We start from the raw sequence: 12,858 nt of genomic DNA on the forward strand, positions 1-12,858 counted from the left end.
CTCGAACTCATGGCCGTGCACAGGGATCGCCGCTACCGTGATCGACCGGCTTCCGCGCGGGAGAAGCAGTCGGGAGAAGGAGTGAGGGTGGGCGGCAACGGGTCGGGGGCCGTGTTGGTCACCGGTGGCAGCGGGTTCGTCGGCAGTCATCTGGTCAGGCGGCTTCTGGAGCGCGGCTACGAGGTCCACGCCACCGTGCGCAGCACGGCCGACACGGCGAAGGTACGGCCGCTGCGGGAGTTGCAGGACGCGCATCCGGGCCGACTCTCGCTGTTCGAGGCGGACTTGCTGACGGAGGGCGCCTTCGACGAGGCGATGAGCGGGTGCCGGGTGGTGTGCCATGTGGCGTCGCCGTTCCGCATGCCGGAGAAGATCAAGGACGGCCGCCGGGACATGGTCGACCCGGCCCTGCTCGGCACGCGCAATGTGCTGGCGGCCATCGAGCGGACGCCGACGGTCGACAGGCTCGTCCTCACCTCCACCGTGGGCGCGATCTTCGGCGACTACGCGGACGTCCTGGACATGGACGGCGCGGTGCTGTCGGAGCGGTACTTCAACACCACCAGCACGGTGGAGAACAACCCCTACCACTACGCCAAGACGGTCGCGGAGCGCGCGGCGTGGGACGCGGAGGCCGCCCAGGACCGCTGGCGGATGGTGTCGGTCAACCCCGGCCTGATCCTGGGCCCCTCTCTCACGCCCGCCTCGGAGTCCGGCAGCCTGTTCCTGCTGGAGGAGCTGTTCAAGGGCTACTTCTTCTACGGCGCACCGGACTTCAGCTTCACCACGGTGGACGTCCGCGAGGTCGCCGACGCGCACATCGCGGCGGCGGAGAACCCGGACGCGAAGGGCCGTTACATCCTCGCCGCCCGGACCATGACGTCCTTCCACGAGATGGCCCGCATCCTGCGGACCCGGTACCCCCGCGACCTCCGCCTCCCGCGCACCGCACTCCCCCACTGGCCCGTACGCGTCCTCGGCCCGGCCTTCGGGCTGACCCAGGACTACATCCGCAAGCACCTCGGCATCCGCTTCGAGGTGGACAACAGCCGGAGCGTGAGCGAACTGGGCATCACCTACCGCCCGATCGAGGAGACGATCCTCGATCATTACGCGGCGTGGCGGAGCCAGCGCGCCGCGAAGTGAATTCGGCCCTCGATCCGCTCCGAGCGTCGAAGGTCACAAAAACGTATCGGACATTTCACACGTCAATCTTCACGTGAGACACACAAGTTGGTTAAGTTACCCGTCAGGCCGCGCGACGACCTCCGGCGAACCCGCCGGGACGCGCGGCCTCCGCCGAGTCCGGTGCGCCCGCAGGGCCACTGGAGCCGGGGACCCAACCGAACTTGGGGTGAATCGGCCAACTGCCCTTCGGGGCAAGGACCGTAGGGCACACCTTCCGGACCGACCGCCCGAACCCGTCAGCTAACTCGGTAGGCGGAATACGGAAGGAGTACGTCGCCCATGACGCCGGAACGCACCGCGCGTCCGGGGGCTTTGAGCCTGCCCGGCATGCGCAATTCCGCACTCGCGTCGGCGGCCCTCACCTCTGTGGCCCTGCTCGCACAGACGGCCAACGCCGCCCCCTCCGTCGGGGACGAGACGCCGAGCCGCGAGGAGGTCAGCCGACGGGTCAGCTCCCTCTACGACCGGGCCGAGTCCGACACGGGGACCTTCAACGCCACCCGCGCGGCGGCGACGGGACCGCGGGGGCGCGCCGACCGGCCGACGGGCGCCGGACGCGGGTCCGCCTCGGCGGTCCGGCGGGACGAGAACAGGCGCAGCGACGCCGCCCTCGACAGCGTCGCCCGCCAGTGGTTCGACGTGGCCCGCTCGAAGCTGGGTCCGACCGTCCCGGCGAGGCTGCCGAGCGACAGGGTGCCGGACCGTCCCAGCGGGACACGGCCCGCGCGTCCTGCGGAGCGTGCGGTCGATGGCCTCATCGACCGGGGTCGCGAGACATCCGGCCGCGCCGCCCTGGAGCTCCCCGCCGCCCCGGTCGCCGAACTGACGTCCGCTCCGGCCACCGGCACAACTCCCGTGGCAGAGCTGACCGCCGGCCCCGTCGCCGCCCTGCCGGCCGCTCCGGAGGCCCCGCAGGAGACCACCTGGGCCACCCAGCACACGCAGGACACGCAGAGCACCCAGAGCATCCAGACCGCCCTCGCCCTGCCCGCCCCGACCACCGCGCCCGCGACCGAGTCGACGGCCGATCCGCAGCAGCGGTCCTCACTGCGGACGACCAAGGAGCAGAGCCGGCGCAAGCTCGACCGGGCCCGCCAGTTGCTGTCCGCGTACACCGCGAAGCAGGGCACCACGCTCGCGCCGATCGAGACCGCGCCGAGCGAGGCACCGGCCGCCGACACCTGGAGCGCCACGCCGACCGCGCTCGAGCCCACCGACACCTGGAGCTCCACACCGGCTCCGGTCCAGGCCGCGGCCGAGACGCAGTGGCAGGCGCTGCAGGAGCTGGGGGCGGCCGACCTGACGCCGGTCCCGGCCGACACGACGGCCTGGGCAGGCACCGCAGGCTGGTCTGCCGACACTCCCACGGTCGCCACCACAAGCCAAACCCTCGGCGCGGGTCAGACACTCCACCCCCGGGCCCTCGACACGAGTCCGGCCCTCGATATGAGCCGCGCTCTGGACACGAGTCCGGTCCTCGCCCCGAGCCATGCTCTGGACACGAGCCAGGCCCTCGCCACGAGCCAGGCCCCGGACACAAGCCCGGCCCTGGACACAAGCCCGGCTCCGGGCACGAGCGTCGCCACGTCCACCGCACCCCAGGACACCCGAGCCCTGCGGGCCCTGGAGTTCGCCCGCGCCCAGCTCGGCAAGCCCTGCGTCTGGGGTACCACGGGCCCGGACGCGTACGACGGGGCAGGCCTCACCCAGGCCGCCTGGAAGGCCGCCGGCATCACGCTCCCGCGCACCCCGCAGGAGCAGGCGACCGCCGGCCGCGGAATCGCCCTCACCTACGTCGAACCCGGCGACCTGGTCCTCTTCCACGTCGGCCACGTCGGCATCTACTCCGGGAACGGCATGATGATCCACGCCCCCGGCCCGGGAGCGTCCATCCGCGAGGAGTCGATCCACTACGCCGGTGAGGCGGCGATCCACAGCGTGATACGCCCCGCCTGATCCGCCGACCGACCACCGCCACCCCGCCTCCGCGAGGCGGGGTGGCTTTCGCTTCCCCGGGTTTCCCGTCTCCCGGTCCCTCGGCCTCCCCTCGGTGACGCCCCTCCACCTCGGCTTTGTCGGTACGTCCTGACAAGCCCATTGACATCACCTGCCGACGCCCGCATAGTACCTGCCACTAGAGCGCGCTAGTAAAGCGCTCCAGTCGTATCCAGCGGGCGGTACCCCGTGAACCTCCCCCCACCTGAGAATCCGCCCTGATCAGCACAGTGAGGTGCATGGGACATGCGCAGACACCACCGAGCCGCCGCTCTGACCGCCACGGTGCTGGCCGGCGCCCTGTTCGCCACCGGCTGCTCGAGCAGCTCCGGCGGCAAGAAGTCCGAGGAAGACACCGCCGGCGCCGCGGCCGGCAAGGCCACCACCCCCCGCATGACCGTGGCCATGATCACCCACGCCGCCCCGGGCGACACCTTCTGGGACCTGATCCGCAAGGGCGCCGAAGCCGCCGCCAAGGACAACATCAAACTCGTCTACTCCGCCGACCCCAGCGCCGGCAACCAGGCCAACCTCGTCCAGAACGCCATCGACCAGAAAGTCGACGGCATCGCCCTGACCGCCGCCAAGCCCAGCGCCATGAAGGCCGTCATCGCCAAGGCCAAGACCGCCGGCATCCCCGTCGTCGGCTTCAACTCCGGTCTCGACGATGGAAAAGCCTCGGCATGCTCCAATACTTCGGCCAGGACGAGAACATCGCCGGCCAGGCCTTCGGCGAAAAACTCAACGCCACCGGCGCCCAGCACGCCCTGTGCGTCATCCAGGAACAAGGCCACGTCGCCCTCGAAGCCCGCTGCGCCGGCCTGAAGAAGGGCTTCAAGGGAACCACCGCCACCCTCTACGTCAACGGCACCGACATGCCCTCGGTGAAGTCCACCATCACCGCCAAACTCCAGCAGGACCACTCCATCGACCAGGTCGTCACCCTCGGCGCCCCCTTCGCCCTGACCGCCGTCCAGTCCGTCACCGACGCAAGCAGCAAGGCCAAGGTCGCCACCTTCGACCTCAACAAGGAACTCGTCACCGCCGTCCAGGACGGCAAGGTCGAGTTCGCCGTCGACCAACAGCCCTACCTCCAGGGCTACCTCGCCGTCGACTCCCTGTGGCTGTACAAGACCAACGGCAACTTCAGCGGCGGCGGCACCGCCCCCGTCCTCACCGGCCCCGCCTTCATCACCAAGGACAACGTCGACGCCGTCGCCGAATTCGCCGCGAAGGGAACGCGCTGAGCGCACACATGGACAGGCGGGGTCGGCCGTGACCGCGACGGGGCGCGGCCGACCCCGCCGCTGAATTCCTGGGCCGGCCCTGCGGGGCCGGCCCTCGCACGCGTCGTACGACTCTCAGGCGGTTTCCTGCGCGGGGGCCGGGCCACTCGTGCCTCGTACGACGAGCTTGGGATCCAGAACGGCCTCGCGCGGCTCCAGGTCCTGGTCCTCCAGCCGGTCCACGGCGAAGCGGACCGCGTGCTCGGCCATGAGGACCGCGTCCTGACGGACGGTGGTCAGGCCGATCGGCATCAGGTGGGAGAGATGGCTGTCGTCGTAACCGACCACGGACAGGTCGCGCGGGACATCGACGCCCGCTCGCGTCAGGGCCATCAACAGGCCCATCGCGCAGCGGTCGTTGCCCGCGAGGACCGCCGTCGGCAGGGGACGCCCGCTGTCGCGCTCGGCCAGCAGCAGGCGGCCGGTCTCGATGCCCGACTGCTCGGTGTGCTCGCCGGGGATGACCCGCAGCTCGGCCTCCAGGCCGTGGCGGCGCATCGCGGCCCGATAGGCCCGCCGCCGCTCGGCCGAGCCGGGACCACGGCCGCCGTCGATGTGCACGATCCGGCGGTGGCCCAGTTCGACGAGGTGGTCCATGGCCTGCCGTACGCCCTTGCCCTCGGCGGTGTGCACGCTGTCGACGCGGGCCTGGGGCACCCGGCGGCCGACCGAGACGGCGACCGTGCGGTGCCCGAGGGCGTCGAGGTCCGCGGCCGCCGCGTCCGGGCCGAGCAGGATCACCGCTTCGCAGCGGTGGCTGAGCAGCGCCTCGACGGCCTTGGCCTCGGTGCGGCCCTGGCCGGTGGCGGACAGCAGGACCTCGTAGCCGAGCCGCTCGGCCTCGGGGTAGATGCCTTCGACCAGGTCGGCCTGGAAGGTCTGGTGGACGGTGAACATCACACCGAGGGTGCGGCTGCGGCCGCGGGCCAGCAGCCGGGCCGCGTTGTCCGGACGGTAGCCCAGCTCGTCGGCGACGCGCAGCACCCGCTCACGGGTCTCCCGGCCCGCGCCCGGCAGGTCACGGAAGACGATCGAGACGAGCGCCCGGGAGACGCCGGCCTTCTCGGCGACGTCCGCCATCGTCGGCCGCTGACGGCCTGATGCATCCACCTGTGAACCCACCCTTCGACGCCGTTCACCTTAGCGAGGTCGCGAAATCTCCCAGCAACAAGCTATTGACATGACATTTGGACCAGGGCCATCGTACTCGCACTAGAGCGCGCTAGTAGAGCGCGACAGAAGAGACGTTCACTGACGCCCGTCCCCTCCCCGAAGGACATGCCATGGCAACGGCGCCAACCCCTCTCCGCACCACCGTGGGCAACCTCTGCCTGGGCTCGGCCCCCGACTCCTGGGGCGTCTGGTTCCCCGAGGACGACCGGCAGGTCCCGTACACCCGCTTCCTCGACGAGCTGGCCCGGGCGGGATACGAGTGGCTGGAGCTCGGCCCGTACGGCTACCTCCCCACGGACCCCGCCGTCCTCGCCGAGGAACTCGCCGTACGCGGCCTCAAGGTCTCCGGCGGCACCGCCTTCGGCGCCCTGCACCGCCCCGAGGCATGGGACGACATGCTCGCCCACGTCCGTCAGGTGGCCGCGCTGACCGCCGCCGCGGGCGCCCACCACCTCGTGTTTCATCCCGCCCATATACCGGGACGAGAAGACCGGTGCCTTCACCGAGTCCCCCGAGCTCACCGCCGAGCAGTGGGCGGGCTTCGGCAAGGCCGCCGACCGGCTCGGCAAGCTGCTGCTCGACGAGTACGACGTACGCCTGGTCGTCCACCCGCATGCCGACAGCCACATCCAGACCCAGCCGGAGATCGAACGGCTCCTCAACGAGTCCGACTCCCGTTACACCAACCTGTGCCTGGACACCGGTCACGTGGCCTACGGCGGCGGTGACAACCTCGATCTGATCCGCCGCTTCGGCGAGCGCGTCGGGTACGTCCACATCAAGCAGATGGACCCCGGGATCCTCGCCCAGGTCGCCGCGGAGAACCTCTCCTTCGGCGAGGCCGTCAAGCGCGGCGTGTGCGTGTCCCCGCCCGCCGGCGTGCCCAAGCCCGCCGATGTCGTCGCCGAACTGGCCGAGCTGGACGCCGAGTTGTTCGTGATCGTCGAGCAGGACCTGTACCCGTGCGCACCCGAGGTCCCGCTGCCCATCGCGGTCAGCACCCGCGAACACCTGGCCGGCTGTGGCCTCACCGGCACCCGACGGCCCACCCACACCACCGACCACCGGTAAGGAGGCGGCCCATGGACGTCAGGGACGACGCGACCCAGTCCTCCGCCACCGTCACGGACGACGCCCCGCCGGCGGTGTACCGCAGGCTGCGGCTGATCACGGTCATCGCCACCTTCGGCGGACTGCTCTTCGGCTACGACACCGGCGTCATCAACGGCGCCCTGCCCTACATGACCGACGACCTGGGTCTCACCCCGGTCACCGAGGGCATGGTCACCAGCTCGCTCCTCCTCGGTGCCGCACTGGGCGCGGTGACCTGCGGCCGACTGTCGGACGCGCGCGGGCGGCGCCGTACGATCCTCGCCCTCGCGGTGCTGTTCTTCCTCGGCGCGCTCGGCTGCACGCTCGCGCCGACGACCGCCGTCATGGTCGTCGCCCGTTTCGTGCTCGGCCTCGCAGTGGGCGGCGCCTCGGTGACCGTGCCGGTCTACCTCGCGGAGGTGTCGCCCGCCGAGCGGCGCGGCGCGCTGGTCACCCGTAACGAACTCATGATCGTCAGCGGCCAGTTGCTCGCCTTCACCTCCAACGCGGTCATCGCCCAGGTGGGCGGCGAGTCCGGCGGGGTGTGGCGCTGGATGCTGGTGATCGCCACCATCCCGGCCGTCGTGCTCTGGTTCGGCATGCTGGTGATGCCGGAGAGCCCGCGCTGGCTCGCCTCCCGGACCCGTTTCAACGAGGCCCTGGAGGTGCTGAAGCAGGTCAGGTCCCGGCAGCGGGCCGAAGCCGAGCTCGCGGAGGTGTCCGCGCTCGCCGTCAAGGAGGAGCAGGAGAAGCTCGGCGGCTGGCAGGACATGAAGGCCACGCCCTGGATCCGCAAGCTGATGTTCGTCGGATTCGGCATCGCCATCGTGCAGCAGATCACCGGCGTCAACACGATCATGTACTACGGCACCGAGATCCTCACCGACGCCGGCTTCGCCTCCGACAGCGCTCTCACGGCCAACATCGCCAATGGCGTGATCTCCGTGCTGGCCACCTTCGTCGGCATCTGGCTGCTGGGCCGTGTCAACCGCCGCCCGATGCTGATGACCGGACAGATCGGCACCACCACGGGCCTGTTGCTGATCGGGATCTTCTCCCTGGTCCTGCCCTCCGGTGACGGCCGTGCCTACGCGGTGCTCGCCATGACCGTCACCTTCCTCGCCTTCCAGCAGGGCGCGATCTCGCCGGTGACCTGGCTGATGCTGTCGGAGATCTTCCCGATGCGGATGCGCGGCTTCGGCATGGGCATCGCGGCCGTGGTGCTGTGGCTGACCAACTTCGTGATCGGGCTGGTCTTCCCGTCGCTGGTCTCCGGCATCGGCATCTCCAACACCTTCTTCCTCTTCGTGGTGGCGGGAGTCTTCTCGCTCACCTTCGTGAAGCGCTACGTCCCCGAGACGAAGGGCCGCTCGCTCGAAACCCTCGAAGCCGAACTCCGGGCGCGCTTCTCCTGACCCTCTGTTCCCCCTGTTCGAAGGAAAGAGAATGACCGTACGTGTAGGCGTCATCGGCGCCGGCTGGATCGGCAAGGAGCACATCCGGCGCCTCACCCAGACCGTGACGGGCGCCCGCGTCACCGCGGTGACCGACATCGACGCCGCCCGCGCCGAGGAGGCGGCGGCGCCGGTCGGGGCACGGGTGCTGCCCGACGGGGCGACCCTGATCGCGGCGGACGACGTCGACGCCGTCCTCGTGACGTCCTGGGGCCCGACCCACGCCGAGCACGTGCTCAACGCGATAGCGGCCGGCAAACCGGTGTTCTGCGAGAAGCCGCTGGCCACGACCGCGGAGGACTGCCTGACGATCGTCGAGGCGGAGACGGCGCTCGGCCGCCGCCTGGTGCAGGTCGGCTTCATGCGCCGCTACGACGCCGGGTACCGGCAGATGAAGCAGGTCATCGACTCCGGCAGGATCGGCGAGCCGCTGATCGTGCACTGCGCCCACCGCAACCCGACCGTCCCGGAGTCGTACACCTCCGGCATGGCCGCCCTGGACACGGCGGTGCACGAGGTGGACGTACTGCGCTGGCTGCTCGACGACGAGATCGTCTCCACTCAGGTGGTCACGCCGCGCGCCACGAGCAAGCGGTTCGCGCACCTGAAGGACCCGCAGATCATGCTCTTCGAGACCGCCAAGGGCGTCCGGATCGATCTGGAGGTCTTCGTCAACTGCCAGTACGGCTACGACATCCAGTGCGAGGCGGTCGGCGAGGAGGGCCTCGTCCGGCTGCCCGACCCCGCCGCGGTGGGCGTGCGCAGCGCCGGACAGCACAGCACGGAGGTGCTCACGGACTGGGTGGGCCGCTTCATGGACGCCTTCGACACCGAGTTCCGCGAGTGGATCGCGGGTGTCGCCGCCGGCGCCGGGCCCACCGGCCCCTCGGCGTGGGACGGCTACGCCGCCACCGTCATCACCAGCGCGACCGTCGAGGCTCTGGAGTCGGGCCGTGTCGTCGCCACCGACCTCAAGCCCCGACCCGCTCTCTACGGAGGCACCGCATGAAGATCGCCCTCGACCCGTACATGCTGCGCGCGCTGTCCCTCGACGAGATGGTGCGCACGGTCGCCGAACTCGGCTACGAGTACATCGAGTTGTCGCCCCGCGACGACTTCATGCCGTTCTTCCTGCATCCGCGCGCCGACGACGAGCGGATCGCGCGGCTGAAGAACGCCCTGCGCACCCACGGCGTCCAGCTGTCCTCCGTGCTGCCGCTGTACAAGTGGTCGTCGCCGGACGAGACGGAGCGGCAGGCGGCCGTCCACTACTGGAAGCGGATGATCGAGATCACCGCCGACCTGGAATGTCCGCTGATGAACTCGGAGTTCAACGGCCGCCCCGAGCGTGCCGCCGAGAGCGAGGCGGCCTTCTGGCGGTCGATGGAGGAACTGCTCCCGGTGTTCGAGCGCGAAGGCATCGCTTTGAACCTGGAGGCGCACCCGGACGACTTCTGCGAGGAGAACACCCCCGCCGTCGACCTGGTCCGCGCCATCAACAAGCCGTGGGTGAACTACCTCTACTGCGCCCCGCACTCCTTCCACCTCTCCGGGCCCGCGCAGGTCGGCGCGGACATCGCGGCGATGATGCGCTACGCCGGCGACAAGCTCCAGCACGTGCACATCGCGGACTCCTTCAACCACAAGGGTTCGTCCGGCCTGCGCTACATCCTCAACCCGCCCGGCACCCCGGCCCGTATCCACCAGCACCTGGACATCGGGCAGGGCGAGGTCGACTGGGACGCCTTCTTCGGCACCCTGCGGGAGCTGAACTTCGACGGCGTCGCCACGGCCTGTGTCTTCGCCTGGGAGGAGCGGGCGAAGGAGTCCTCCGCGTTCATGCTGGACCGCATCCGCAAGGAGCTGGCCGTATAAGGAGATTCAGGACACGGAGGTTCAGGCGGCCTGCAGCGCGTACGGCAGCGCGCTCAGGCCGCTGAGACAGGTGAAGCAGCGGAACTTCACCCGGGCCGACGGCGGTCCGCCCTGCGCGGCGACTGTGCCAGCCACAGGGCGACCGCCTCCGAGATCCGCAGCCCGGTCTCCAGTTCGACGAAGCCGAACTGGCCGCCCTGGTTGCATTCCAGGAACCACCAGATGCCGTCCTCGTCCTCGGCGAAGTCGAAGGCGGCGTACGCCAGTCCGGCCAGAGTGACGTACTCGTGCACCGACTTGCCGATGCGGTCGGGGACCTCGATCGGCTCCCAGGTGTGCCCGGTCTCGCCGTAGCGTCCGTCGACCTGACCGGGCTCGGCGGTCTTGCGCGCGGCGAACAACCGGGTGCCGACGCAGGTCAGCCGGATGTCCGCCCGCTTGGGTATGTACCGCTGCAACAGGGCGGGCCCGGCCGCGACGGCGGAGAAGTCCGTGTCGGGCCCGATCAGGGTGGTGGGCAGGGCCAGTCCGGATTCTCCGGGCGGCGGCCCCGAGGCGGACTTCACCACCACGTCCCCGTGCTCCTCGGCGAACTGCTGCGCCAGGCGGGGCGCGGTGGTGAAGACCGTCGGCGGTACGGCGAATCCGCTCAGGTGGGCGACCCGCAGCTGCCACGGCTTCAGGCGGGCCTGGTCGGCGTTGCGCGGATGGTTCATCCACCGGGTGGCGGCGGAGTAGAGCATCCCGTACAACGCCTGACGGGTCTCGGCGGTCAGCCAGGGCGAGGGGTGTGCCGCGTGCGCGGCCGGCTCACCGGGCCTGCGCACCCATACGGAACGCAGGCCTCCCATGCTGAGCACATGCCCGTTGACCGACAGGTGGCCGTCGAAGTCGCCGTGGGCGTAGTCGGCGGACAGCACGGCCTTGCCCGGCAGATCGGCGGGGTCGAGCCGCATCACGGGAGTCCCTGTCTCGTGAAGGCGGGCCACCACCATGTCGGCGGTCACGTCCTCCTCGGACGTGAGGATCAGTACGGTCATTCGCTCACGGTTCGTCAGTCGTCGAAGTGGGTCGCGGAACCGGCGGTGGACGTCGTCGTTCCGACGGCGAGGAGGAGTTCCGGGTCACTGACCGCCGGGCGGCCGTCGGGCAGCACGTTCAGCTGCCGGGCCGGATCGAAGTGATACGGCGTCACCGCGTTCGGAAGCCCTTGAGCAAAGGCGTAGTTGAGGGTGAACGGTCGCACGCGAAACCTCCACGGACGTTGTCTGCATTACCGTCCCTTACGCGCTTCTTGCGTAAGGAATTCATCACTTTCAGCCACATCGGGGTGAAGGTCGTCACATCAACTGCACGAGTTGCATGCACCTTCCCCATGGGACATGCATCGGATGGGCAGTCACATCTGTCACAGAAGCCACAGGAAGTGACTGCAACCTCACGCACGGCCGTCCCGCACATGCTGGGCGGGCGGCTCCCCGGCGCGTGCGGCCCGCCGGGGACGGCGCGGAGTGCTACGTGCTGGACCGGTCGCCGTGGTGACCGGTCCAGCCGCGTGGGCGGTCAGCGGAACGCGCGCTTGTCCGCGTGCAGTGCGGAGGCGAGGCGGATGGTGATGAACTCGTTGTTGTCCGCCTTGCCGGACGTACGGCCGGACGAGAACGGGAAGTTGTTGTCGTTCAGGACCGCCAGCGTCCGGTCGTCGACGAGGTTCACGTCCTCGATCGTCTGGAACGGGAAGCGGAACGTCTCCCCGAAGCCGCCGAGCCCCTTGGGGTTGGCGATGTCCAGCAGGTCGGCGACCAGGGTCTTGTCCATCAGCCCGTCGCCGTCGCGGTCACGGGTGTCGGCCAGGTAGACGCGCTTGAACTTGGCGGTGTCCCCCTGCCCTCCGTCGCGCTCGATGACCAGGAAGCGGTGCCGGTCGACGGCGATGGCGTCGCCGATAGCATGCGAGGCCGCCTCCAGCCGGTAGCCGAAGCGCTTCGCGGTGTACCTGCCCGTGCACAGGTCGAACTCGCTGAACCGCAGGTCGCCGGGGGTGTCACCGATGACCGTGCCCTCGAGGAGGGGGTACAGGTGACGGCCGTCCACGGAGCGGACCAGGCCCTCGAAGCCCTTGCTGCTGCCGATGTTCGGCTGGGCGCCGTTCAGGTACGGGTTCTCCGGCGCCTTCACCCCGTCGAGCGGGACGGGAGCCTGGAGGAGGCGGCCGGTGGCGGAGAAGTGCAGCAGCCAGGGGCCGAACTCGTCGCCCGTCCAGTACGTCCCGTCCGGCATCCGCACGACGGACTCGACGTCGAAGTCGGCGCCGGTGAGCACCCGGTCGGCCCGCGTGAGCGGGAACGGCACGTGGCGGTCGGGGTCGCTCAGGTTGAACCCGCCCAGCACGGTGATCTCCCCGGTCCGCATGTCCGGCTCGATGCGGTGGACGCGGAGCAGGAAGTCGGCGCTGTTGGCCTTGTTCCCGTACCCGTTGTCCGACAGCACGTCGAAGGTGCCGTCGCGCCGGTTCACGACACCGCTGAAGCCCTGGACGGGCTGGTGGGCGAAGGGCGCCACGATCCCGTTGAAGGGGCCCGTCCCGATCGCCGAGCCGGACGGCTCACTGCCCGGCACGAACGTCTCGGCCGGCAGCGACGCGAAGCCGGTCAGCGTGGCACGGCCGAGTTCCTGTCCGCCCCGGTCGGCCACGGCAGGGGACGCGAGAGAGACGGTCAGCACCGCGGCGCTGACCATGATCGAAATTCTTCTCATGGCGCGCACCGTAAGAGCGCGGGGTGACGGGTGCGCCA

At 70.0% G+C, this 12,858-nt stretch carries 9 protein-coding genes, 2 pseudogenes and 1 riboswitch; of the genes and pseudogenes, 7 read left to right on the forward strand and 4 right to left on the reverse strand.

From position 1 onward, the window contains the following. Positions 1–87: 87 nt before the first annotated feature. From ACQEV2_RS04835 to ACQEV2_RS04845, 3 genes and pseudogenes are all read left to right on the forward strand, one after another. Positions 88–1,146 (forward strand): NAD-dependent epimerase/dehydratase family protein, encoded by a 1,059-nt coding sequence (locus ACQEV2_RS04835; RefSeq protein ID WP_433036874.1) that lies wholly within the window; start codon positions 88–90, stop codon positions 1,144–1,146. Positions 1,147–1,287: 141 nt separating this feature from the next. Next, a riboswitch (cyclic di-AMP (ydaO/yuaA leader) is annotated at positions 1,288–1,459 on the forward strand. An 8-nt stretch (positions 1,460–1,467) separates the two neighbouring features. After that, the gene (locus ACQEV2_RS04840) at positions 1,468–3,144 is read left to right on the forward strand and encodes a C40 family peptidase (RefSeq protein ID WP_433036876.1); all 1,677 of its coding nucleotides are present in this window, start codon (positions 1,468–1,470) and stop codon (positions 3,142–3,144) included. Between the two features lie 285 nt (positions 3,145–3,429). Continuing rightward, positions 3,430–4,430: pseudogene (locus tag ACQEV2_RS04845) on the forward strand (substrate-binding domain-containing protein). A 114-nt stretch (positions 4,431–4,544) separates the two neighbouring features. On the opposite strand, the gene ACQEV2_RS04850 reads toward ACQEV2_RS04845, so the two are convergent. Continuing rightward, positions 4,545–5,549 carry a LacI family DNA-binding transcriptional regulator gene (locus ACQEV2_RS04850; protein ID WP_433054199.1) on the reverse strand — a complete coding sequence of 335 codons (1,005 nt, stop codon included), beginning with the start codon at positions 5,547–5,549 and terminating at the stop codon, positions 4,545–4,547. 203 nt (positions 5,550–5,752) lie between these two features. Between ACQEV2_RS04850 and ACQEV2_RS04855 the strand changes: the two are divergent. The 4 genes and pseudogenes from ACQEV2_RS04855 (at position 5,753) to ACQEV2_RS04870 (ending at position 10,063) form a co-directional block, all read left to right on the forward strand. Further along, positions 5,753–6,713 (forward strand): annotated as a pseudogene (locus tag ACQEV2_RS04855) (TIM barrel protein). Between the two features lie 11 nt (positions 6,714–6,724). Continuing rightward, positions 6,725–8,149: a sugar porter family MFS transporter gene (locus ACQEV2_RS04860; protein WP_433036878.1), complete on the forward strand. Its 1,425-nt coding sequence runs from the start codon at positions 6,725–6,727 to the stop codon at positions 8,147–8,149. A 31-nt stretch (positions 8,150–8,180) separates the two neighbouring features. Beyond that, positions 8,181–9,197: a Gfo/Idh/MocA family oxidoreductase gene (locus tag ACQEV2_RS04865; RefSeq protein WP_433036880.1), complete on the forward strand. Its 1,017-nt coding sequence runs from the start codon at positions 8,181–8,183 to the stop codon at positions 9,195–9,197. Then, positions 9,194–10,063, forward strand: a complete 870-nt coding sequence (locus ACQEV2_RS04870; protein ID WP_433036882.1) for a sugar phosphate isomerase/epimerase family protein — start codon at positions 9,194–9,196, stop codon at positions 10,061–10,063. The genes ACQEV2_RS04865 and ACQEV2_RS04870 overlap by 4 nt, the downstream gene beginning before the upstream one ends. Positions 10,064–10,149: 86 nt before the next feature. On the opposite strand, the gene tgmB is transcribed toward ACQEV2_RS04870, so the two are convergent. The 3 genes from tgmB to ACQEV2_RS04885 form a co-directional block, all read right to left on the reverse strand. Beyond that, positions 10,150–11,103, reverse strand: a complete 954-nt coding sequence (tgmB, locus tag ACQEV2_RS04875) for an ATP-grasp ribosomal peptide maturase (protein ID WP_433036884.1) — start codon at positions 11,101–11,103, stop codon at positions 10,150–10,152. A gap of 14 nt (positions 11,104–11,117) precedes the next feature. Further along, positions 11,118–11,309 (reverse strand): putative ATP-grasp-modified RiPP, encoded by a 192-nt coding sequence (tgmA, locus tag ACQEV2_RS04880; RefSeq protein WP_433036886.1) that lies wholly within the window; start codon positions 11,307–11,309, stop codon positions 11,118–11,120. 317 nt (positions 11,310–11,626) lie between these two features. Then, positions 11,627–12,820: an esterase-like activity of phytase family protein gene (locus tag ACQEV2_RS04885; RefSeq protein ID WP_433036888.1), complete on the reverse strand. Its 1,194-nt coding sequence runs from the start codon at positions 12,818–12,820 to the stop codon at positions 11,627–11,629. Positions 12,821–12,858: the final 38 nt, after the last annotated feature.

Source organism: Streptomyces sp. CA-251387 (genome assembly GCF_050936625.1).
In the GTDB taxonomy this organism is placed as follows: domain Bacteria; phylum Actinomycetota; class Actinomycetes; order Streptomycetales; family Streptomycetaceae; genus Streptomyces.